Annotated in this window: 20 protein-coding genes; 4 read left to right on the top strand and 16 right to left on the bottom strand. The window is 56.7% G+C overall.

The window, feature by feature from the left end:
• A complete protein-coding gene (gene gabT / locus QHL1GM_RS16365; RefSeq protein ID WP_071695417.1) occupies positions 1-1,278 on the top strand; it encodes a 4-aminobutyrate--2-oxoglutarate transaminase in 1,278 nt (425 codons plus the stop codon).
• Between the two features lie 122 nt (positions 1,279-1,400).
• On the opposite strand, the gene QHL1GM_RS16360 is transcribed toward gabT, so the two are convergent.
• From QHL1GM_RS16360 to QHL1GM_RS16340, 5 genes are all read right to left on the bottom strand, one after another.
• Positions 1,401-1,649, bottom strand: coding sequence for a YkoF family thiamine/hydroxymethylpyrimidine-binding protein (locus QHL1GM_RS16360; RefSeq protein WP_071695416.1), 249 nt, complete (start codon positions 1,647-1,649; stop codon positions 1,401-1,403).
• 9 nt (positions 1,650-1,658) lie between these two features.
• On the bottom strand, positions 1,659-2,486 hold the full coding sequence (locus tag QHL1GM_RS16355) for an alpha/beta fold hydrolase (RefSeq protein WP_071695415.1): 828 nt from the start codon (positions 2,484-2,486) through the stop codon (positions 1,659-1,661).
• A gap of 141 nt (positions 2,487-2,627) precedes the next feature.
• The gene (gene dinB, locus QHL1GM_RS16350; protein ID WP_071695414.1) at positions 2,628-3,674 is read right to left on the bottom strand and encodes a DNA polymerase IV; all 1,047 of its coding nucleotides are present in this window, start codon (positions 3,672-3,674) and stop codon (positions 2,628-2,630) included.
• 202 nt (positions 3,675-3,876) lie between these two features.
• The gene (locus QHL1GM_RS16345; protein WP_175540392.1) at positions 3,877-5,340 is read right to left on the bottom strand and encodes a YdiU family protein; all 1,464 of its coding nucleotides are present in this window, start codon (positions 5,338-5,340) and stop codon (positions 3,877-3,879) included.
• Between the two features lie 47 nt (positions 5,341-5,387).
• Complete coding sequence (locus QHL1GM_RS16340; RefSeq protein WP_071695412.1) at positions 5,388-6,254, bottom strand: NAD-dependent protein deacetylase; 867 nt, start codon at positions 6,252-6,254, stop codon at positions 5,388-5,390.
• Between the two features lie 106 nt (positions 6,255-6,360).
• Here QHL1GM_RS16340 and QHL1GM_RS16335 point away from each other — a divergent pair, with 106 nt between their 5' ends.
• Together QHL1GM_RS16335 and QHL1GM_RS16330 are read left to right on the top strand one after the other, a co-directional pair.
• Complete coding sequence (locus QHL1GM_RS16335; RefSeq protein ID WP_071695411.1) at positions 6,361-7,533, top strand: UbiH/UbiF/VisC/COQ6 family ubiquinone biosynthesis hydroxylase; 1,173 nt, start codon at positions 6,361-6,363, stop codon at positions 7,531-7,533.
• Positions 7,534-7,608: 75 nt separating this feature from the next.
• Positions 7,609-8,802, top strand: a complete 1,194-nt coding sequence (locus QHL1GM_RS16330; protein WP_071695410.1) for a homoserine O-acetyltransferase — start codon at positions 7,609-7,611, stop codon at positions 8,800-8,802.
• Positions 8,803-8,893: 91 nt separating this feature from the next.
• Here QHL1GM_RS16330 and QHL1GM_RS16325 read toward each other — a convergent pair whose 3' ends face one another.
• Both QHL1GM_RS16325 and QHL1GM_RS16320 read right to left on the bottom strand, forming a co-directional pair.
• Positions 8,894-9,643: a sulfite exporter TauE/SafE family protein gene (locus QHL1GM_RS16325; protein WP_071695409.1), complete on the bottom strand. Its 750-nt coding sequence runs from the start codon at positions 9,641-9,643 to the stop codon at positions 8,894-8,896.
• Positions 9,644-10,253: 610 nt separating this feature from the next.
• Positions 10,254-10,907, bottom strand: a complete 654-nt coding sequence (locus tag QHL1GM_RS16320) for a DsbA family oxidoreductase (protein WP_071695408.1) — start codon at positions 10,905-10,907, stop codon at positions 10,254-10,256.
• A gap of 407 nt (positions 10,908-11,314) precedes the next feature.
• Between QHL1GM_RS16320 and QHL1GM_RS16315 the strand changes: the two genes are divergently transcribed.
• On the top strand, positions 11,315-11,608 hold the full coding sequence (locus tag QHL1GM_RS16315; protein ID WP_254795321.1) for a hypothetical protein: 294 nt from the start codon (positions 11,315-11,317) through the stop codon (positions 11,606-11,608).
• Between the two features lie 41 nt (positions 11,609-11,649).
• On the opposite strand, the gene QHL1GM_RS16310 is transcribed toward QHL1GM_RS16315, so the two are convergent.
• The 9 genes from QHL1GM_RS16310 to QHL1GM_RS16270 all read right to left on the bottom strand — a co-directional run bounded on the left by QHL1GM_RS16310 (position 11,650) and on the right by QHL1GM_RS16270 (position 23,118).
• Positions 11,650-12,612: a ribonuclease Z gene (locus QHL1GM_RS16310; protein WP_071695406.1), complete on the bottom strand. Its 963-nt coding sequence runs from the start codon at positions 12,610-12,612 to the stop codon at positions 11,650-11,652.
• A 242-nt stretch (positions 12,613-12,854) separates the two neighbouring features.
• Positions 12,855-13,709, bottom strand: coding sequence for a hypothetical protein (locus QHL1GM_RS16305; protein ID WP_139245625.1), 855 nt, complete (start codon positions 13,707-13,709; stop codon positions 12,855-12,857).
• 93 nt (positions 13,710-13,802) lie between these two features.
• Positions 13,803-14,570, bottom strand: a complete 768-nt coding sequence (locus QHL1GM_RS16300; protein WP_139245624.1) for a hypothetical protein — start codon at positions 14,568-14,570, stop codon at positions 13,803-13,805.
• 316 nt (positions 14,571-14,886) lie between these two features.
• Positions 14,887-15,756 (bottom strand): hypothetical protein, encoded by an 870-nt coding sequence (locus QHL1GM_RS16295; RefSeq protein WP_071695403.1) that lies wholly within the window; start codon positions 15,754-15,756, stop codon positions 14,887-14,889.
• Positions 15,753-16,997, bottom strand: a complete 1,245-nt coding sequence (locus QHL1GM_RS16290) for a hypothetical protein (RefSeq protein ID WP_071695402.1) — start codon at positions 16,995-16,997, stop codon at positions 15,753-15,755. The genes QHL1GM_RS16295 and QHL1GM_RS16290 overlap by 4 nt, the downstream gene beginning before the upstream one ends.
• Entirely contained in the window at positions 16,994-17,629 is a 636-nt protein-coding gene (locus QHL1GM_RS16285) for a hypothetical protein (protein WP_022520046.1), read from the bottom strand. Before QHL1GM_RS16285 ends, QHL1GM_RS16290 begins: the two co-directional genes overlap by 4 nt.
• Complete coding sequence (locus tag QHL1GM_RS16280; RefSeq protein ID WP_071695401.1) at positions 17,626-21,291, bottom strand: ATP-binding protein; 3,666 nt, start codon at positions 21,289-21,291, stop codon at positions 17,626-17,628. Before QHL1GM_RS16280 ends, QHL1GM_RS16285 begins: the two co-directional genes overlap by 4 nt.
• Before the next feature lie 101 nt (positions 21,292-21,392).
• Positions 21,393-22,415, bottom strand: a complete 1,023-nt coding sequence (locus tag QHL1GM_RS16275; protein WP_071695400.1) for a histone deacetylase family protein — start codon at positions 22,413-22,415, stop codon at positions 21,393-21,395.
• Positions 22,393-23,118 (bottom strand): GntR family transcriptional regulator, encoded by a 726-nt coding sequence (locus tag QHL1GM_RS16270; RefSeq protein ID WP_071695399.1) that lies wholly within the window; start codon positions 23,116-23,118, stop codon positions 22,393-22,395. The genes QHL1GM_RS16275 and QHL1GM_RS16270 overlap by 23 nt, the downstream gene beginning before the upstream one ends.
• Between the last annotated feature and the right edge of the window lie 89 nt (positions 23,119-23,207).

The following is a 23,207-nucleotide window of genomic DNA, read 5'->3' as shown; positions in this document are numbered from 1 at the left end:
ATGAGCAGCAATGCCGAACTGAACGAGCTGAAACATAAATACGTCGCTGCTGGCGCCGCAAGCCCTGCAACGGCATTCGCCGATCACGCGGAAAACTCTGAAATCTGGGACGCGGACGGCAACCGCTTTATCGACTTCGCGGGCGGCATTGGCGTACTCAACGTAGGACACCGTCACCCCAAAGTGGTCGCGGCGGTAAAAGCCCAGCTCGACAAGCTGATGCATACCTGCCAAACGGTCATGCCTTATGAAGGCTACGTTAAGGTCGCGGAAAAGCTCAGCCACATCGTTCCGGTTCGTGGCCATGCCAAAGTCATGCTGGCCAACTCCGGTGCGGAAGCGCTGGAAAACGCGGTCAAGATCGCCCGCGCCGCTACTGGCCGTTCAAACGTTATCTGTTTCGATGGCGGTTACCACGGCCGTACCTTCTTCACCATGGCCATGAACGGCAAGGTGGCGCCTTACCAGAGCGACTTCGGCCCGATGCCGGGCACCGTCTTCCGTGCGCCCTACCCGGTGCCTTACCACGGCGTGAGCGAAGACGAAGCCATTCGCGGCCTGAAGATGACGCTGAAAACCGATGCCAACCCTAAAGATACCGCGGCCATCGTGCTCGAACCGGTGCTTGGTGAAGGCGGTTTCTACCCGGCCTCTACCAGCTTCCTGACCAAAGTTCGCGAAATCTGCGATGAGCACGGCATGCTGATGATCGTCGATGAAGTGCAGTCGGGCTTTGGCCGTACCGGCAAAATGTTTGCCATCGAGCATAGCGGCGTTGAGCCGGACATTATGACCATGGCCAAGAGTATGGCCGACGGCATGCCGATCTCCGCTATCGTCGGTACCGATAAAGTGATGGACGCTTCAGGCCCTAACTCGTTGGGCGGCACCTACACCGGCAGCCCCACCGCCTGTGCAGCAGCGCTGGCGGTCATGGAAGTGTTTGAAGAAGAGAACATTCTGGAGAAGAGCCAGGCCCTGGGCGACAAACTGGCCAAGCGCTTCAATGTGTGGGCAGACAAGTTTGATTGCATCGACCACGTGCGCAACATGGGCGCGATGGCTGCATTTGAGCTGGTGTCGAACAAAGCCGACCACACACCTAATCCAGAACTAGCTGCCGCGCTGTGCAAGAAAGCTCGCGAAGAGGGCTTGATCCTGCTTTCCTGCGGCATGTACGGCAACACCATTCGCTTCTTGATGCCCGTCACCATTCAAGATGACGTGCTCAATGAAGGGCTGGATATTATTGAGTCCTGCCTGGATTCCTTGGTTTAAACGGGCAGATAACTTAAAAGGTCGACACGGCCCGTAGCGGGGGTCTTTTGCCATGGATGGCAAAAGTAGCGCCCAGGGAGGGGTTTACAGCGCCCCCGCCTAGGGCTGTTTCGACCGTCCCATTACCGAGGCCGACGATCGCCTTCCAAAAAGTTAGCCGTAAAGACCGCTTTGCCATGGGTCTCAAACGACCACTTCATCACCTCGCTTAACGCTGCCATTACCTCATCGAACTCGCCAAATACCTGGGTGCTCATGCGATTCGGGTGCACTTCCAATCCTGTCGCTTCCAGGTGTTTCACCACCTCTTTGACCACCGGCTTAAAGTCATCGGCTAGCGGGTAGTAGCTAAGCTGTACGGAAAGATACATAACGCCTCCTTACGCTGTGTTTGAGGGTCTGTTGGCTGCGGATAGTCGCTGCCAAGCAGCCACAATAGCGGCACGGGTCTCGTCCGGATGCTCCATCGGGAACATATGCGTACCGGGGACTTCGCTTACCGTTAACCCTTTACGCTTCAAGCGTTTTATACGTGAAGCGGTCAATAGGTGTGACTCTTTGCCTGCCACCAGCTCTATGGGTACGCCCAACCGTTGCGGCAGGCGCGAGAGGTGATCCGGCAGATGGCGGAAAATTTCCACCTCAATCCGCGGATCAAAGGTCAGTTCGGCACTGCCGTCGTCTAACAAGCGCGTCCCTGCTTCAATGTAGTCGTTGAGCGCCTCTGGGGTAAAGCGGCGAAACAGCCCCCGGCGACCCAGCGAGTTAGCCATTGCCTCACGGCTCGGCCACACAGTGCGCCGCCCCAAGGTTTTACCGGCGGGAGTGATGCGATCAATAAAGCCAAACCGCTTGGCGGCTTTCATTGCCCAGGCATCCGACCCCAGCATCAGCGGTGGGTCGAGCATAATCACCCCGCAGAAGCGCTCCGGCTGCTTATCGGCGGCCATGGCCATCAAGGTGCCACCCAGCGAATGCCCCACGCCCAGCAGTGGCGTATCGCTCTCTGGCAGGTAGCCCAGCAGCTCATCCACCAAGTTGCCCCAGTTGTGATTAACGGGGTAGTCAGGATGATGGCCCAGGCGATCCAGAGGATGCAGATCAAAGGTCTCTGCCAGCGGATTGAGCAGGCTGCGATAGCTTAACCCTGGAAAACCATTGGCATGGGCAAACACTAAACGGGGGCGTTGGGCAGCATTAGCAGGCATGGCGGGGCTCGTTGGAGAAGTAGCGTAGTTAGGATTGATCAGTGGCAACGGTCAGATGGATATTGTTCCAACCATCTATCATACGTCTGTTTTAACGCGCTACTGAATGAGCGTCAATCAGCATAAGGATTAACAGGCTAATTAAAACAGCGACAGCTGATGCTCCTGGCTGTTGTCCGCTAGGCGATACCCCACGCCCAGCAGGCGCACGGGGCGTTCTCCTCTGGCCCAGCCAACGTTAAGTAGGGTTTCGAACTGGGCAAGGTTGGGCGCTGGGTCGGCGTGTTCGACGGTGGTTTGGGTAAAGTCGCTAAACTTCACTTTGACTATCAGCCCGCGCACCGCCAGTGGCGGATCAAGTCGTGCGTAGCGGCGCTCTAAATCTTCGATCAGCGCGGGCAGTTCACGGCGGCAGGCGTCGAGGTTGGGTAAATCCTGAGCGTAGGTCTGTTCGGTGCTGACCGATTTGCGCTCCCGGTGGGTTTTCACCGGGCGCTCGTCCCGCCCCCAGCTCAGCTCATGCAGCCGTCGCCCAAAACGGCCAAAGTGTTCGACCAGCTCTGTCAGCGTGCGGGTACGCAGATCGGCGCAGGTATGGATATCCAGCCCCGCTAACTTCTCTGCTGTGCGGGGGCCAACGCCGTGAATTTTCTTCACCGGCAGCTGCTGCACGAAGCTATCGACCTTATCCGGCGTAATCACGCACAGGCCGTCGGGCTTATTCCAGTCGCTGGCGATTTTGGCCAGAAACTTGTTGGGCGCTACGCCCGCTGAAACGGTGATCCCCACTTCGCGACTCACCCGTTCGCGGATCGCTTCCGCCATTAGCGTGGCGCTACCGTGGTGCAGCGTGACCTCCGAGACGTCCAAAAAAGCCTCATCTAAAGAAAGCGGCTCGATAAGCTCGGTGACCTCGCGATAAATCGCAAACACCTGCCGGGCGACCACTTTGTATTTGGCCATATCGCCACGAATCACGGTCAGATGCGGGCAGCGCTTGAGCGCCTGGCCCATGGGCATCGCCGAGTGAATGCCAAACTCGCGGGCGGGATAGTTGCAGGTAGCAACCACCCCGCGCTGCTCGACACTGCCACCAATGGCAATCGGGATATCCCGCAGCGCGGGGTTATCGCGCATCTCCACCGCCGCAAAAAAACAGTCACAGTCGCAGTGAATAATCTTGCGCACCGGCTACCCTTCTACCTGTAAAAAATCACAGTTTATCACAGGGGATGTGAGATGGATCATAACCTCTATCACACTTTAAATCGGCCGGAACAACCCTACGCGGGGGCGCTGTGAACCCCTCCCTGGGCGCTACTTTCGCCATCCATGGCGAAAGACCCCCGCTACGGGTTGATTCCGTCCTCAGCGCAATGGCATTAGCTCGTTATGTTCCGCAGAACGTTCTTAATACCTGTTCGCTATCTGTGGCGGGTGCCGCTAAACGGCGCGCTTCTACGGAATCATCGAATGGCTGGGTGACGACCGCTAGCAGCGTATGAAAAGGCGCAAAGTCACCGTCGTAAGCGGCATCAATAACTTCTTGAACCCGGTGGTTGCGGGGAATAATCACCGGGTTGGCGCTTCGCATGGCGGCAAAGCGTTGGCTATCTTGACTGGCAACCTGCGCGGCCTGCCAGGTATCCAGCCACGCCGCTAGCTCGTTGGGTTGGGTCGTTAGCGCCAGCAGCCCCTCGCGGTGCTCATCACTCATTGAGGCAGCGTATTGGGTGAGTGCATCAAAGGTAGCGGTCATATCCATCCGGCCCTGGTGCATCTGGCTTTCGAGACCTTCCATAAGCGGGACTGCCTGATCGCTTTCTGGCGAGAGGCCAAGCTTATCAGCGTGCAAACGGCGCTGCTCGGCATCAAACAACGGCTTAAAGCGGCGAATGATCTCGGTGGCCTGCTCCACCAAGGCGTCGCCCTCTTCACGCATCAGCGGCAGCAGCGTTTCGGCAAATCGGGCTAGGTTCCATTGGGCAATCGCCGGTTGATTGGCAAACGCATAGCGGCGGCCTTCATCGATGGAGCTAAACACCTTCTGCGGATCAAACTGCTCCATAAAGGCGCAGGGGCCGTAATCAATGGTCTCCCCGGCGATGCTGCAGTTATCGGTATTCATCACGCCGTGGATAAAGCCGACGCTCATCCACCGAGCAATCAGCACCGCTTGGCGGGCCACCACCGCCTCCAGCAGTGCCAAATACGGGTCTTCCGCGTTGGCGGCATCCGGGTAGTGGCGCTCAATAACATGATCCGCCAGTGCTTTGAGCAGTGTTTCATCCCGTTGCGCAGCGGCAAACTGAAAAGTGCCCACACGAATATGGCTGCTGGCCACGCGGGTAAACACCGCGCCGGGCTCTGCCATCTGCCGCACCACCCGCTCGCCGCTGGTCACAGCCGCTAAGGCGCGGGTGGTGGGAATGCCCATCGCGGCCATAAATTCGCTGACCAGATATTCACGCAGCACGGGGCCGAGCGGCGAACGGCCATCGCCGCCGCGGGAAAACGGTGTACGGCCGCTGCCTTTTAGCTGCACATCGCGGCGTATGCCCTGCTGGTCGATCACTTCACCCAGCAGCAGCGCGCGGCCATCGCCCAACTGGGGAACAAAATTGCCGAACTGGTGGCCTGCGTAACCCAATGCGCCCGGCTTGGCATCCGGTATGGGCTGATTGCCGCTAAACCACTCGGCGAGCGTTGTTGAGTCAGGTATTTCTTTGGCGCCTAGCTCATGGGCCAGCGGGGCATTAAACGCGATCAGCTCTGGCTGGGCCACGGGCGTTGCTTGGGTGGCGACCCAAAGGGGTTCGGGTAAAGTGGAATAGAGATGTTCAAATGACAGCACGATAGGCTCCGCTGTTGATGGCGATATCTACCTAATACCCTAGCACTTTAGTCAAGTAAACGCCGCTGCAAACAGTTCACCGCCTCTTCAAGCACCGGCGTTAATGGCGCTCGCCACTGGTGGGTTAATAGCGCATCCGCGCGGGTGACGCCTAGTGAGAGCGATGCCAGCGGCATGCCCCGCTCATGGGCGGAGCGGCAGAAACGGTAGCCGGAAAACACCATCAAGGAGGTGCCCACTGCCAACACCGCATCCGCCTCGGCCAGCGCTACCTGCGCTGCCAACCTTCGCTCGGCGGGCACTACATCGCCGTAGAACACCACGTCAGGCTTTAGGGTGCCGCTACAGCGCGGGCAGTCGAAAATACGAAAGGAGCTGAAGTCGGTTTCCAGGTCGGCGTCGCCATCCGGGGCGTGGCCTGCCTGCAAACCAGCAAAGGTGGGATTCATTTGGGCCATCTCTTCATGCATGGCGTGGCGCATCATTTGATAGTCGCACACCATGCACTTGACCATATCCGCACGACCATGCAGGTCGATCACCCGGCGTGAACCGGCGCGCTGATGTAAGCGGTCAACGTTTTGGGTCACCAACTGCTGGATATAGCCCTGGGATTCAAGCGTGGCTAACGCACGGTGCGCGCCGCTGGCCTGGGCTTCGCGCATGGCGCTGAAGCCGATCAGCGCCCGCGCCCAGTAGCGCTGGCGAACGTGATGGGAACTCATGAAATCGCCATGCTGCACCGGGGGTGGCCGCTTCCACTGGCCGTCCGCATCACGATAGTCAGGAATACCGCTATCGGTACTGACGCCCGCACCGGTAATCACCCACAGTTTGGGGTGCTGCTGAATAAAGGCTGCCAGCTCCTCGCCCGCCTGGGCAACGCTTTTTGCAATTTCCACGGCCTGCGTCAATAGTTCACCTCTAGGCAATGTGGCTTAAACTCAATGATACTGTATAGCGACAGCGGGCCATGTCACGCGCCCTTTAACGGTTATTGTGCACCCAGGAGATACTCTTATGCAGCACGATCATGACATTATTATTGTCGGTGGCGGCATGGTGGGCGCCGCCCTGGCGGCTCGCGTGGGTCATGCGGGCTTCTCCGTCGGGCTGGTGGAACACGGCGACGCCCCTACCCCCCCTAGCGGTGACTATGACCTGCGTATTTCATCGCTGAATGCGCGCTCGTTAGCGTTCGTTAAGGCCAGCGGCACGACTTTGCCTGAGGAGCGTAGCTGCCCGTTTCGGCATATCGATGTCTCCAACCAGGACGGCACCGGCCACTCGCTGTTTTCCGCCACAGATAGCGGCATGGATGACTTCGGCATTTTTATCGAAAACCGCACGCTGCAGTACGCCCTATGGCAGCGCCTGGAACAGCTGCCCAGCGTTACCTGCTACACCCAGTGCGCGCCGTTAAGTACGATCACTTCAAGCACTGGCCGCCTGCTGGAGCTGGATAATGGCAAAACCCTAAGCGCCCGATTGATCGTCGGTGCCGACGGCGCGCAATCGACCCTGCGCGAGCTAGCGGGGATCAGCGTTAGCAGCTATGACTACCACCAGCGGGCGATGATCATTAACGTGGAAACCGAACTGCCCCAGCAGGATGTCAGTTGGCAGGTCTTCACCCCCACCGGCCCCATCGCCATGCTGCCGTTACCCGGCCATCGCGCTTCCTTGGTATGGTACGACACAGATAAAACCACCCAAGCCCGCGAACAGCTTGACGATGACGCGCTAAAAACAGCCATCGAAATGGCTTTCCCTAAACGCCTGGGCAACCTCATCCGCATCGTCGCCCGGGCTAGCTTCCCCATCAAACGCCAACACGCCCACCGCTATATCGGCAAGCGCTTAGCGCTGATTGGCGATGCCGCCCATGTGGTGCACCCGCTGGCAGGTCAGGGGTTAAATATCGGCCTTCACGACGCCGACACCCTAGCCGAGATCATTATTCAAGGCCGCGACCCGGGCGACTATGTCAACCTACTCCGCTTTGAGTGCCAGCGCCGCGCGGCTAACCAAGCGATGATCGCCGCCACCGACACTTTTCATCACCTGTTTACCGGTGCCAAGCCGCTGCGCCAACTAGGCGACTTAAGCCTGCAGCTCGCCGAGCGCTTTCCGTTCGCCAAGCGCATGATGATGCAGCAAGCCAACGGGTTGAATCCGTTTAAAATGCGCTAGGGTCTACTACGCTAAGAGGGTGGCTGCGGTAGCGGCCAAAAACAATCACAATAATCCCTCTCTTAAGGCGTCCCTATGGCATCTACACGACAAACGCTGTTCACGGCAACGCTATGTTCCGGCCTCGGTCTTCTTCTGGCTTCCCCTCTCTGGGCTTGGGATGGCGTCGTCGAGAAACAGACCTTTGAAATAGACAGTTTCACCACCCAGAGCGGCGAGACGATTCCCAATGTCACGGTTGGCTGGGAAGCCTACGGCGAGCTCAACGACGCTCGCGATAACGTCATTCTGATTACCCACTTTTTCTCCGGCACCAGCCATGCGGCAGGCCGCTATGATCCTGACGGCGAGCCGACCGGCTACTGGAATGCGATCATTGGCCCCGGCAAGCCACTGGATACCGATGAGTACTACATTATCTCTTCGGACACACTGGTGAACCTCGGTGCTAATGACCCCAACGTCACCACCACCGGGCCCGCTTCCATTAATCCAGACACCGACGAACCCTGGGGGATGGACTTTCCTGTGGTGACTATTCGCGACTTTGTCGAGGTGCAGCGCGAGCTACTGGAAAGCCAAGGCATTGAATCGCTGCATGCAGTGATGGGTGCTTCAATGGGCGCGCTTCAGGCGATTGAGTGGGCCAGCGCCTACCCTGAACGAGTCGAGCGTCTTATCTCCGTGATCGGCGGCGGTGTTGCCGACCCCTGGCTGCTGGCAACTCTCAGCGCTTGGGCAGCGCCGATTCGGCTGGATGCCAACTGGAACGAGGGTAATTACTACGACGGCGAACCACCCACCGAGGGGCTAAAAGAAGCGCTGAAGCTTGTCACGCTCAACGCCAACCACTGGCAGTGGGCCAACGAGACTTTTAATCGCGATTGGGCCGACGAAGCGCGCGACCCGGCTGAGGATATCAACGCCCGCTACGCCATCGAGCAAACGCTGGATGACGTTGCTGCCGCGCGTGCTGCCACCTCCGATGCCAATCATCTGCTCTACTTGGTGCGCGCCAACCAAACCTTTATGGCAGGCCACGGCGATTCACTAGAGGAAGGACTTGCCGCTATCGAAGCACCAACACTGATGCTGTATAGCGAAAATGATCTTGTCTTCGCGCCCCAGGGCGTGCGCCGTACCGCCGAGTTGATTGAAGCTGATGGCACCGACGTGACGCTTGAAACCCTGGAAGGTAATCGAGGCCACTTGGATGGCGTGCTATCCATTGACCAGGCGAGTGATACGTTGCGTGAGTTTTTGAAGTAAGGGATTGAGCGCTGGCTTGAGGTTAAGCCAGCGTACGATTCTGACGCCGCCTTGACCATGTAGTGAGCCGACTATAGCTTTTTAAGGGGATTTAAAGCTTTTGAAGGGCATTAACAATAATGTAAGTGCCCAGAATGAGAAGTGAAACAAAGAATACGTTTCGGAACACCTGCTCCGATAAGCGTTCTCTAATTCGCTGCCCAAGAACCATCCCAGTGATCGCAGGAACCACCGCCGCTGCTGAAATTGCTCCATATTGGAGTGTCAAAAAATTGGCCTGTTGCAACGCCGCCGCGAGAGCCACAGTGGAGACCGTAAACAGCATGCCCATCGCTTGAATCAGCATGTTCCGCGGAAGGCCAATGGCCTGGAGGAACATCACGCCCGGCACAGCAAATGACCCCGTCATTCCGGTAAGCACCCCATTCACAGAACCGATTAGCGGCCCTGCCCAAAACTCATGGTGGCTTGGTACAACAATTCGGATACCGGTCAGGTTCACGACAGCGTAAATAATCAGCAAACTACCCAGGAGCGCCGTCAGTAGCGAGAGATTGACGCGCGTCAGTGCTGCCGCACCAATCCAGACAGTGAAGGTGGCCATCGCGAGAAATGGCCAAAGTCGAACCAAGATTGCCCTTGCGTTTCCGCCAACCATCGACTGCCAAATGTTTGTGACGAATGAGGGAATTAGCAGCAGCGCCATGGCTGTAGGCAGATCCAGCGCAACGCTAAGCAGCGCCAGGCTAACCGACGGGAGGCCGAGGCCAATCACGCCTTTGACGCTGCCCGCGATCAAGAACGTACCCGCCACTACCAACAGGAATGTGAAATCCACCATATCGGCCTCCTATACATTGCCACTCGCAATATATCTGATGGCCCATAGCGTAGAAGCTTATTTGCTTTGCTCAATTGCATCGGTAGCAACAGATTGTTGGGTGCGGGGCGGTAGCGCTCGGCGTTGCGAATATTGCCCGATAATAGCGATTGGTTAGGCATATTTCCTTGTTTTTTATTTTCGCAACACAGTGTCCTAGCGAACAGACCATACGAAGCCGTTAACCTATTCTGAATTGAGGTAAGGCAAAGGAGTAGCCTCCATAGGAAGTTATGTTGTGCGCCACATGGAAGGTGGCGCACAAGCGACTTCAAATTTATAAAAAGGAGTATTTACTAATGAACAATATCATCTATATCGTCGGTGCAATCGTTATCGTTGTAGCGATTCTTTCCTTTCTTGGTTTGCGCTAGAACGTCGCTAACACCTATGTTCTTTAAAGATTTACACCAAGGCCTGCGATTAATAAACATTCGCAGGCTTTTCTCTTATGTCTTATTGTTTAGTGCCCGCCATCACCTGTGACCGCAGATAAACGCAGATTTTGCACTTATTGTTGGGTGATGAGCCGCTAGTGCTGCCCTCATTTCAGGTCGACACCTATAGGGCGTTAGCGGTTGGCGTTTTCTTCGGCCACCTGACGAAGCGCATCGACAAGCACTTCAGCTGGCTGGGCACCCGAGATCAGGTAACGTCCATCTAGAATGAATGCTGGTACGGCGTTTACCCCTGCCTCCATGAAACTCTGTTCTGCCGCTCGCACTTCGTCCGCGTACTGATCGGAGCGGGCGATGGCTTCGGCAGTGTCGCCGTCCAGCCCAACCTCAATGGCCTTCTCGCGAAGCACCTCTGGGTCGGCGGGGTTTTTCGCCTCACCGAAGTAGGCCTCGAATAGTGCCAACTGTAGGGCTGTCTCTTGGTCTTGCGTTCCGGCCCACGCCAGCACGCGGTGGGCAGCGAAGGTATTGTTCGCCCGACGCTCCAGGGCACCACGGAAATTCAGCCCAAGCTCTTCGGCGGCGGCCATAATCTCGCGCTGGGACTGCTCCATGCTGGCCGCGTCCTTACCGTACTTGCGGCACAAGTGTTCCAGGATCGGCTCGCCCTCAGGCGGCATATCCCGGTTGAGCTCGAAGGGCTGCCAGAAGAGCTCAACGTCGATCTCGCCATCAAGGGTTTCTAGCGCTTGTTCCAATCGCCGGTAGCCGATCGCGCACCACGGACAGGCTACATCGGACACTAGGTCAATTCTTACCTTTTGCATTTTGTTTACCCCTTCGACATATCCCAAAATTCTATCAAACTAAAAAAAGTATGTTACGTGTATATAGTGAGTAACGGCAGTACTGATAAGAAGACAGCCATGGAAAAAGCCGCAGTGTTTAAAAGTAACCGCATGCCGAAATCCCTCGCGCTGCCTGAGAACGTTACACGTGTTGATGTTATTGCCTTGGGTCGCGCGCTTAATTGGTCGCGTACCTGGGCTTCGAGTAGAGGATTGGAGTTAAGACGGCCATTCACCCCCAACGGGTATCACTACCGATGATCAAAACAGCGTTAGCATTAAGCACCCTATTACTTATCAGCGGGTGCGCCCAAAACAGCAATACCGCCGCATCAGGCGCGCCGGGCTCAGGTACATCAACCGAGCAAAGCGAGCCCCACCACCAGATGACTGACCAATGGGTCGGCCGATGGGTTGGCGTTGAAGGGTTATTCCTGGAAATCAGCAAGGACGAGCCTGCAGGCCCGGGCCATTATCGCCTTCACATGCGCTACGGCCTGGATTCCGATCAAATCGACACCTTCGAAGGGCAGGCCACCGCCGAAGGCATTAGCTTCAACCGCGAGGGCGGCCCACAGCTGCTTCGCGCGGGCGACGGCGAGGCCACCGGCATGAAGTGGCTATTGGAAAAGGAAGACTGCCTGGTAGTCGCAACAGGTGAAGGCTATTGCCGCGACTGACCTGTGCGGCAAGTACTCAAAGAGTGCCGGGATGAAATCGGTTATTCGCCCGCCAGTTCAGAAAAGTAACCCGCTTTATCCAGGGTGTATTCGCCAAAATCCTGCGCTAGGTAAAGCGAACCCGAATAGACGCGCTGGGCCTCCTTTCGGATGTCTTCAATGGAAGGCGACGCATGGGGGTTGAACTGGTAACGGGGGCTGAAGTGCGTCAGCACTAGGTTGGGAAGCTGTACCGATTCGGCAAACGCGGCGACAAGCTTGGCGTAGCTATGCCCCACATCACCGGCCTTCTGGGCCATCTCTTCGGTGTAGGTGGCTTCATGCACCAGCACCTGTGCCCCTTCGCAGGCATCCATCAACAAATCAGGCTGGTCATTGTCCCCCGCAATCACCACTTTTCTCGGCTTGTGCTTGAAGATCAGGTAGTCATGGCTTTTTAACCGCTCACCCTCAAACTCTACATCAAACCCTTGCTTCAACTGCCCCCACAACGGCCCTCTCGGAATTCCCTTTTGAGCTAGCTTATCCACGTCCAAGGCAGCGTCGACCTTTGTCTCCGTAAACCCATAAGCATAGGAAGGCGCCCGGTGTGAAAGCCTGTGAGTGGTAATCGCCATGCTTTCAAACTCAACGCTGGGCAGCTCGTCCGAGTCGATAAACTCCAAAGCGAAGGGCAAGCATAGCTGCGTGGTTTCACAGGTGGCCTCCAACCATGCCTTGATGCCTGCAGGTGCCACTATGGTAAGCGGCGCTTTCCGGCCACCCATTCCCGCACTAGCCAGTATGCCCGGCAGCCCATAGCAGTGGTCGCCGTGCACGTGGGTAATCAAGATGGCTTTCAAGGAATGGAACGACAGCTTGGTATGCAAGACCTGATGCTGGGTGCCCTCACCGCAATCGATCAGGTACCAGCCCTTCCCTTTGCTCTCTCGCAAAGCGACTCCGGAGACGTTTCTTTGCTTGGTGGGCACACCGGCGGAAGTGCCAAAGAACAGTATATTCATACTTTTTTCGTGCGCTCGCTTTAAGACCAAGACGCTGGGCTGCTAGTCAGCGCAATATAAGCAGTAGTGCTTTTACGGTATTGATTAGATGTACATTAGTGCAATTGAAGCCTACTTACATCCATCCAGCTTGGCTGACGCCACTTGCGGTTAAAGCATTAGCGCATAACGCCCGTATCTCTCGCCGGTATGTAACCGCAAATCGGCGGAAATCGGGCGACGTACACCCGATAGTTGAACCTTCAGAAGGGAATTTCTTGGAGTTCAAGATTGAAGTCAAACTCATGATCATAGTTCCCATCAGCAGTCTCAAGCCGAAGTACCCCCCTGCCACCAATGTTATATTCATCTTTAATTTCGTCACCTTCCCATGCTTTGGCTATAGTCCGACTCGCTTTAATCTTTACTTGAGCCCAACCATTGCGACCGATCTTTGGCACTGGCGGCAAGATAAAGTAACGATACTTAAATGGTTCTATATCTGCACCGGAGTGAGGACACTCTTTAGAATCATGTATCACTTTCCACACATTCCCTGTGTAGAGGTACATAGCAGAAATCTCAGGCGAAACCCGATCCGTCTTGTTATGCAAATCAAATGTAAAAGTTATTATCGCTTCAGCCGTATGTTTTGATGTAGTTAGATCGCCAGTGGGAGCCTTTGTTGTTACTGATATTTTATGTTCTTTTCGAGCTTTTGCTTCGGATTTTGCCCATGCGATATTTTTCGATAATTCATCTCTTAAATATGTAATGGAGTCACCATACACAATATGTCTTTTATGCTTCAAATCGAAGGGTATATCCGACGCATCTTTTGTTAAAAGAATACAGATCTTATCTTTTGCATGAGCATAGCCGAGTTCGTAAAACACGTTTGCATTTCTATCTGATAAGTCAGCAATGATAAAATCAGCAACGTCTATTTGACGATAGATTCTATCCAGCATCCCTTCACCAAAAAGTTGCTCGTCAAGTCTTTCTGCTCGCACCTCATGTACTTTAGCGGCGGCCTTAATGCCCAACTTATAAACATCATCAAAGCCTGAACTAAAGGGCATTAGCACGAAGGTAAATGAATCTATCTCTTTGCTCAAAAAAATCTCCATAATTAAGTATACCAACCGCAGCACGGGAAAAATTGAAGCACAGAGGAAATTTTGTCTCTGTGCCTAAACTAGTTATGGCTTTTACAAACTTAAAGCGTCTATCATTTTATAAATTGCCACTGATGACAATACGATTGGAAAAATGAAGTCTATGACAAACCAACGAATATTCTGTGTTTTCATAAAATACTTATATCTTCGATCAAACACTCTCATTGAATCAATTACTTGATCTGCCGAAATAGTTTTCTCAATTGCTTGTATAGATCTTTTAATTGATTGCCACTCATCTTTTAGAGGATCAACACTGGTGCTTATATTAACAGTGTCACGTGATAATTTTGTTCCTTGCTCACGTAACCCATGAACAACCGCTTCCAGCTCAAGGATTTTTTTATTTGCAGACTCAATATCACTTCTTACACAAGATATCTTATGCGCCTGGGTTGACCACGAATAGTATAATGTCGAGTTTCTTGGGTCTGATGGGTAACTCGGGTGAATAGCTTCATCTATGTCTTCTTGATCAGCTCGCTTAAAGGCTCCCTTTGTCCCAGTTACCCGAACTTCCCACTCCTGTAGAGTCTCATACGCACACCAAACAAAATGTGCCATTAAATAAAAGAGAACCACCACTAACCCACTGTATATAAGGTCACTACTCAAGCCAGTGAATTTCAGACCAAAAAATGTAGATTCTGGGTCTATCTCAACACCCCCCAAAGTCATAAATAACGAAATAAAACTAACCAAAATAACATTCGTCTTCATTTTCCTAACAGTGTCTGAAAACTCAATCATGATCGGCTCTTTAAGTATTTTTGATACACTTTCTTGATCAACGCTCATTATTTTAACTTACCCCTTGAGCCATAACAGTGATATAAGGAAGGCTATATAACAGCATTAAACGTGCCAACGCATTCGCTGAGGTTATGTACCCACCTGATTTGACTCTATCCCATTGTTTCGCTCCGGGGCAAAGCAAATATTGGCAATCTATTCAAAAGTCTCTCCTACACGCTTTGGGTTGTCTAAACACACCACCCAAAAAGCAATACTCAGCTAGGGAAATCAAACATTTAACGCCTATGAGTCCGTTAAAGACGAACCATGGCAAAGCATGAAATAGCGGGTTTGAGTGGCAACCCTACCAAGACTGCTGTTAGCCAAGCGCCACACTCATCATCTCCCCACCAAACCACTGTTGCTTAAGCCCCCGCTGCTTTTCCAACAACAACGTAAGGTAGTCACGCAATGAATGGGCAGATGGTAGCGCGGCGAGATGCTTACGTAGCCTGCGCTGGTAGGGAAACTGCTCCGCAGGCACATGCAGCGGCGTGGCGTTTTGGGTGAGCCATTTGATGTCGGGCAGAAGCAAGTGAGTGGCGTTGCTATCCAGCGCTAGCGTGACGCCCTTTACATCGAAGTCACCGGCATAGATGTGTGTTCGGCGGGTTTTGTGCCAAGCCTCGGCCAGTAAGGCAAAGCCGCCGCCGTAGTGGCTGTCGCCGCGGTAAACGACCAGCGGGTTTACATAGCCGCTTAGCGCTGAAATATCCGGCGAGAACTCATAGAAGCTGTCGAGGTTTTCGACCTGGATTAGAGCGCTAAACGCGCTTAGTTTTAGCCCCAGTACATCTACATCGCGAATAGCGCGTGGTTCGTTGGCAACCCCGGTTGTTGGTTGAGGCGGAAAGCTGACGAGTACCCGTCGTGCACGGGGGCTTTCGCGGGTTGCTTTGTCTTCTTCTACACCCTCTTTCGCCTGGGCGCTGCTGGTAAGGCCGCTGAGTGATCGGCCTAGCGGTGCTATGCGGGCGCTTTCTAATACGTCATTAATCTGCGCCAGCAAGGCGGCGTCAAAGCGCAGCGCTTTACTGTTGATTCGCGTGGCTAGGTCAATGTCGTGCTGATGGCACCAAGCCACTACGTCGTCTACCCACTGGCGGCGCGGCTTCTCCACCGCGGGCTGGCGGAGAAGTTCACGGGCGACGCCGTTTAGCCCATTGCGGGCGCGACCGGGTAGGTTCATACGGCCAGCTGCAGTTCTACATCGTGGATCAGGCGCAGGTGATTGAACTGGCTGGCCTGGCTCTCCTGCTGCTTGAGCCGAAACGCTTTCTGATCGCTGCGCGGCAGGCCCTGGTATTCGGAAATCACCTGGAACAGCCAGATCTCATCCGGCCATTCCAGCGGGCTTGCGTGCAGGTACTCAAGGGCGCTGACCGGCTCCACCTGGGGCTGGTCGATCACGCTTAAATAGAAGTGTTCCACATCCTGCTTGAGCGCCTGCTGACGGGCGGCGGCTAAGCTGCTTTCTTGGGCTTGGGCCGGAGCGGCTGCTTCAACGGTTTGCGTGATGTGGCGCGGCTGGGGTAGCTGGTGCAGCAGGTCGGCGAGCAACCGGCTATCCAGGTTGCGATCCAGCGCAGGGGCGGCCGCGGCACTTAGCGGAGCGGCCTGATTGACCAGCCCTGGTACCTCGCTGCGCCGGGCGTAGTTGCCCGGCACAAAACCAGGGTGTTCGCGCATAAAGGCGGCCATGCCGCTGATCAGGCGGCTGCGCGCCTGCTGCTTGCGAAAGCGCGCCATCAGTTCGATCAAGCGCCGCTGCACTTCGCGCAGGCTGGTGTAGTGGTGGCTTAGCTGCTGCTGTAGCTGGCTGATCAATAGCTTGCGCAGGCCGCCGTCGCTGCCTACCAGCTCGATCAACTCGTCGAAGTCGATCAGCGCCAGGCCATCCAGCAGCCTCGCGATCTGCTTCTGGGCGCGATCGTTTTCGCGGATTTTGTCGTTGAGCTGGCTAACGAAACCAAAATCGCTATTCAGCCGCTGCCATAAGCTGTCGATGGCATCGGCGAAGCGCCCGTTCAGGTCATCGACTTCCTGGCGCAGGCGCATCAACTGCTGCTCCAGCCGCCAGTGTTCGCCGCGGCTGCGCGCCTCCCGGTAGCTGTGTACCAGGGCGCGAATCAGCTCCAGGGTTTCCGCCACATCGGCATTCACATGGCGGCGGGTCTCGTCGGCAAGCATCTCGGCGATCAGTTCACGCACCTTGGGCGCCAGCTTCACGCCGCTCTGCTCATCCGGGCGCCATAGGATGCGTGCCGCCAGCAGCTTGCGCAGCGCACTATCGCTGAGCGATTCCAGCGGCACTTCATCGCGGGTGTAGGCCTGCATCAGTACATCGGCGTGTTTGCCGAGCAGCGCCAGCCGTTCACTGCCGGTTTTGAGCAGGCGGCTTTCCAAGGCGTGTTCTCCGCTAGAACTCACAACAGGGCCTCCTGGGAGCCGGAGCCTTCTTCGCTGCCCTCTTCGATGGGCAGGTTCTCCTCATCGCGAATAAAGCGCACCAGATCCACCAGGTAGTCGATCTTGCCGGTGACCACGAATACCTGCCGCTCTGAATGGGGCTGGAGCAGGTAGCCGTGCTCTTTCAGGCGTTTGAAGACCTGCTTTACCTGGGCATCAAGCTGATCACTTTGCGAGCCAAAGAAGCTGTCGGTGGCCAAGCGCTCCAAGCGTTCGCGCAGGCTTTGGTTGTCTTCGCACTTGGCGCTGAACTCGGCGGGTTTGAGCACATCACCGGGGGCGGCCAGGGTGTCGCGGCCCAGCGCCTCTTGAACCAGCTGCAACCACTCCAGCAGCGGCAGCAGGCTGTTGAGCGTATCGCCGAGCTGGCGGGAGAGCTGATCCCGGGCGTTGTCATTGAGCTGGCGCCAGGCGAGAAAATAGACGCTACCATCCTCATTGCTTGCCAGGCGGCGGTTAAGCGGCCGCAGGTAGGTATCGATCTCCTCCCGGGTCTCTTCATTGGTGAGATGACGATAGCCGCTCTCATCGCTGATCGGGCAGACAAACTCACCCGCCAGCAGGCGCTCAAGCAGTGGGCCATGTTCGATCATACCGTCACCTCCTGCTGACGTTCCTGGAGCCGTTCGGCCAGGCGGCTTAGCCGTGGCTCGATGCGTTTTAACACTCGCTTGTTGGGGCTGGCCTCATCGCGATCGATCAAGTAGCGGTTGGCGAACAGCAGCAGCACATCGGACTCGGGGTTGGGGAAGGCGCCGACGATATGAATGCGGTTGCTGTCGCAGGCGTCGAACAGTTTTTCGACGTTGTGGTACGCCAGGGTGCCGATCTCATCAATGGGCCAGTGGATGGCGATTTCCGCATCGCCGCGCAGCAGGCGGGTAAAGGCGAGCAGGAACTTGCACAGAATCAAATACGCCATGCCGTGGCTGGAGGACTCCAGAAGCTGGCGGTCGTTCTTGATCACCAGATCGGTGCCGCCTTCGTTCAGGTGCAGCTCCAGCCGCAGCAGGCTTTCGAAGCTGTACTGCTGGTCGCTGCGCAGTAAATCGACCACGTCCGCCAGGGCGTTGAGGTAGTCGTCGCTGGGTAGCGTCTGGCCGGATTCCCGCCACTCTTTATAGCGCTGGGCAAACAGCTTCAGCGGCTCCCAGAAGCCCAGCTCATCAATGGTGGACTGAATGCGCACTTCGGCCTTGGTGATGCCTTCTAAACGCAGGTCATCAGCAACCTCTTCAGAGAGCCGGCGGCTTTGGGCGCTGATGCGGCGGTTCAAATCGCGAAATACGGTGAAGAACTTATCCAGGTCGTCGCTTAGGTTGCGGCCTTCCTGAATCAGCTGCTGCTGTTGATCTTCAAGCAGTTTGAGCATGTCGCGCAGTAGCGGCAGCTGTAGGCGCGGGTTGTCGCTTTGCAGCTTGCTGCGCTCGCTCTCCAGCGCTTCGGCAAAGCCGCTGCTGGCGTCCTTGATCAGTTGGCTCTCGACCTCCAGGCAGCCACGGCGCAGCTGCTCGATGAGCTGGTGGCGATTGCCCAGTGCCTGGCGGGCACGCTCGATACGCTCGTCCACATCGCCCAGGGGCGTGCCGGGCGCTTGGCCGTCGGGCTCGATGGCCAAGCTTTCCAGCTGCGTGAGTAGCGGCTTCAAGGCTTCCAGGCAGGCGTATTCGCTCTCCCGCTGGGTTTTCAGCGTGCTGACCGTGCTTTGGTGGGTTTTGCGCGCGGCCTGAAAATCGTTTTTCAGATGCTCTTTATCACGCTGCAGCTTTTGTTCGGCCTGTTCCAGCTCGGCTTCTTGAGCGACCAGCTGCGGCTTGTGCTGCCCCCACTCCACGCGCATAAAGCGGGTGTATTCGGTGAGTTCATCCTGGCGGGCGGCGGTGATGCGGATGCGTTCATCCTGGCTTGCCAGCCGCGCCTTGGTATCTTTGAGCTTGGCGGGGTCGACGCCCTGCTCGGCCAGTTCCTGGCTAAAGGCCTCTTCCAGTTCCTCGCGCTGGCGCTGGTGTTCGGCATTGGCGTCGCTCAACTGCTGCTTATACTGGCGCAGTTGGGCCTCCAGGCTATCCACCTGGCTCTGGCCGTCGGCTTTTAGCTCCAGCAACTGGCTTTGGTGGGTCTCGCTAAGGGCGGCGAGCGCCTGCTGCTTCTCTTCACGCAGCTCCTTTTGCGTTTGCTCCTGGCGGGCTAATGCGGTTTGATGCGCCGCACGTCGCTCCTGCTGGCGCTTGGTGTGGCGCTCCTGCTGCTGGCGGCGGGCCTCTATCGCAAACTCGACTTCCTGCTCGGCGCGCTTGTGGGCCATGCGGCCCTGATCCTGGGCTTCATCGGCCTGCTGCACCCGCTCGTTATGCTGCTTGAGCGATTTCTCGGCGGCCTGGCTCTCCGTTTGCACCCGGCGCTTGGCGGTGTCCGCTTCTTCGATGGCGGCCAGCAGGCTGGCTTCATCCTGGGCGTAATCCGGCAAAGCAATGGCGGAAAGATCCAGCGCCAGCCCGAACAAGTCATCGCTCGCGCCTTCCGCCAACTGCGGGGCGAGGTCACGCCGCTCTAGCAGCTCTGGCGCAATCACCTTGCCTAGCTGCTGCTCCCAGCCGGGGCGATGGTAGCGCAGGAAGTGGCGCAGGCTGCTCTGCTCCGGGTCGCGCTGCTGATAGAGCGCAAAGCAGCGCTGCTCGGCGCGCTCCAACTGTTGGCGAAGTTGCACCAGCTGCTGTTCGGCACTGTCGCGCTCGCGTTTGCGGCTTTCAAACTCCCGGCGCAGGCCATCCAGGGTGGCGGCCGATGCGTTGCGCTCCTGCTGGGCCTGATCCAGTCGCGCCTGGGCAAGCTCCGCCTCGGAAGCTTCTTCGGCGGTCTGGGTCGAGAGCGAGAGCTGCGCTTTTAGTTCGGCTAGCTGCTCGACGCCGAGTTCCAGCTGCGCCTGATACTCGCCCTCCAGGCGTTGGCGCTCCTGTTGGTAGCGTTCGTTGAGCTGCTGTTCGGACTCCCACTGCTGCTCACGACGCAGGGCTTTCTCTTCGACCAGGGCGTCGATCAGTTCCTGGGATTCACGGGTCTGGCGGGCCAGCGCCTCGGAGAGTTCGCGCAGCCGCCCGTCCAGGCGCGCCTGGCTCTCTTTTACCGCGTCCTGCATTACGTTCAGGTGGGTGCGCAGCTGGTCGCGCTGCTCCCGCCACTGGGGTAGCGCGTTGATGTCGCGCTCCAGGGCGGGCATATCCGCATCAGCGTAATGCTCGTACTGGGTTTGCAGGTCGTTGAGGCGGCGCTGGGTCTGCTGTAAATCGCTGACCACTTCGCTGTGGCGGTCGTTAAGTTTATCCCGCGCCTCACTATAGTCGCTCTCCCGCTGTTGGAACTCGCGCTGGTGGCGGGCCAGCTCGGCATCCAGATCGGCCATTTGGCGTTCGGCCCGCTGGCGGTCGTCTTCCAGCTGGGGCTTCAGTTGCCACAGCGTGGCATCCAGGTCGGCGAGTTCACGGTCGATACCAGCGAGCCGGGCGAGAGAGACCTGCAGCGGTTCCAGGCGCATGGATTGGCGCATCTGGGCAATCCACTCCCGCGCCTTGGTGTTGCGAATCCGGGTCACCGGCAGTTCAACGCCATCCTCTTCGAAAATCGCCGCCAGCATGGTTTTGAGGGTGTCCATCTTGCCCTCTTTGGCATGCACCGCCGAGACCAGCTTTTCGATATGTCGGATGCGCCGCTCGGGTTTGACCAGGCTAAACTGCGCCGCGATCTGGCGCAGTTTGAGACCGTCGCGGCTGTTGCCGTGCAGCTGGGTAAAATCGTTCTGGATCACCGAGCGAAATTCAGAGGTAGCACCCAGCTTGGGTGACACCGGCGTGCCGTTGCGCCGCAGGCCGCTGGCCCACTGGGTGTAGTCCAGCGCCGCCACGCCTGCATCGCTCTCCACCAGATAGTCTTCCGGCTGGTAGGGCGCGCCGACAAAGCGATACTCCACCCCGCCTTCTTGTTTACGCGTGAGCACCGCCTGGCAGATATTGCCCGCTTCGCGGCGGTATTCGTACACCAGGTAGCTATTGCGGTGGGGCAGGTAGAACGCATCGAACTTCATGCGCGTTTTGGGCACGACCTTGTTGGGTAATTCGCCGTAAAAAACCGGCACCAGGCGCTGTAGCGTGGTTTTACCGGAGGCGTTGGTGCCGCAAATATTGGTGTGACCGTCCACACTCAGTTCAACCACCCCTTCCAGGTGGCCGTGAATCATCACGATGCGTAGCAGGTGGGCCATGCCGTGTCCTTTCAATGACTATTTCAATGACTATCCGAATCGTCTTGCTGATCGCTGAAAGTGGCTAGTTTGCCAGACACATTGATGGCTTGTCTTACTGATTACGTCTTACCCAGCAGTCCCTCAAAGAAACTCACCGCGTTGGCCTCCAACCCTTCCAAGTAGTAGCCGCCTTCCTGCACCACCAGCGTGGGTACGTTCAGGCCCGCGACCCGGCGGCCCAGTTCACCAAACCCCGTCGTGGAAACAGCCACCTTGGCCTGGGGGTCGCGCTCATAGATATCAAACCCCAGCGCCAGCACGATGGCGTCAGGCTCGAACAGGCGAATGGTCTGGCAGGCTTGCTCCAGGCGGTCAAAGAACACCGACTCCTCTGATCCATGGGGCATCGGCAGGTTGAGGTTATAGCCCAGCCCAGCGCCCTGCCCGCGCTCGTCTTCAAAGCCGGTTACTGCGGGGTAGAAGTTGGTGGTATCGCCATGGATCGAGATATACATGACATCGTCGCGCTGGTAGAAAATTTCCTGAATGCCCTGCCCGTGATGCATATCGGGGTCGAGCACCACGATACGCGGATAGCGCGAAGTGAGATGCTGCGCGGCAATGGCGGCATTATTCAGAAAGCAGAAGCCACCAGCGGAATCGATACCTGCGTGGTGGCCCGGCGGGCGCGATAGTGCATAGGCGAACCGATCACCGGCTAATAAGGCCTCGGCTCCGGCGACCGCACTCTGCGCAGCCCAATAGGCGGCCTGCCATGTGTGCTGGCCCACAGGCGCGCTACCATCAGCCAGGTAGCGCCCTGCTTCTGCCAAGATGCCGCGCAGGGCGTTGGGCGAACGTACGAAAATATTGGAGATAACCTCTTCACCCCAATCTTCCCCAAGGGCATGCCAGCGCCGATGGGCACTTTCCAGAAAGCGCAGATAAGCCAGCGAATGCACCGCTCTTAGCGGCGCTACCCCATAATCCGCAGGTGCTTGGGTATCAAACCCTAGCTGATTGGCCGCCGCCAGCAGTTGAGTCGCGCGCTCCGGCACTTCCTGGGGTGTGCGCATTTTACCCCGGGAGAAGTAGGTTTGCGGCTGATGAAGCAGTTGGTCAGCGTGGAAGAACGTCTTCATCGGCACTATCTTCATCAGAACTATCTCCGGTTTCGCCCACACCCTTCACCACGAAATCGCGTGCAACGCCTATGTGGTAGTCAATCGCCTCACGGCAGGCATCAGGGCTGCCGCTATCCAGCGCGTCAAGCAGCTTAAAGTGGCTGGTGGCGATCGTGTCGGGGGCTTCATGGGTTTTGGTAATGAGGGTGATGCAGAGGCGCAGCTCATGGGTCAGGTCGTCAAAGGCACGCAACAGCCGCTCGTTACCCGCGTAGTGCAGCATTAACCGGTGAAACTGCAAATCCTCTTCAATGCGGCGGGTGCCATCGTTACTGGCTGCCGCCTCACATAGCACCTCTACCTGCTGCTTGAGCGCGCGCTGGGCATCGGGGGTATAGCGCTCGACAAGGCGGTGGATAGCATGGCGCTCGAGGCACAGCCTTAGATCAAATACGTCCTCGAGTTCAACGGCATTCAACGCTCTTACAAAGAAGCCCCGACGGGGTTTTGAGATTAATAAACCGCGGCTTTCCAGTAAACGAGCGGCCTCACGCACCGGCGCGCGGCTAACGCCCAAGTCGCGTGAGAGCTGCACTTCAGAAAGCCGCTCGCCGGGTAAAAAGTGTTGCTGAATAATCGCTTGGGTTAAGTAGTCGGCCACTTGTTCAACGAGATTTTGCTGCTGAATAAAGGGCCTGGGAGCCGCCGTTGGTAAGGCCATCGCATTCACTCGTGGGTATAACATGTTCTTCCCAGTATGACGAAAAATACCTCCTTGTCGACGAACGATTGCCGACTGTCGACAGTTTT

The sequence above is a fragment of the Halomonas sp. QHL1 genome (assembly GCF_001882345.1).
GTDB lineage: Bacteria > Pseudomonadota > Gammaproteobacteria > Pseudomonadales > Halomonadaceae > Vreelandella.
This window is presented reverse-complemented; position numbering and strand designations above follow the sequence as displayed.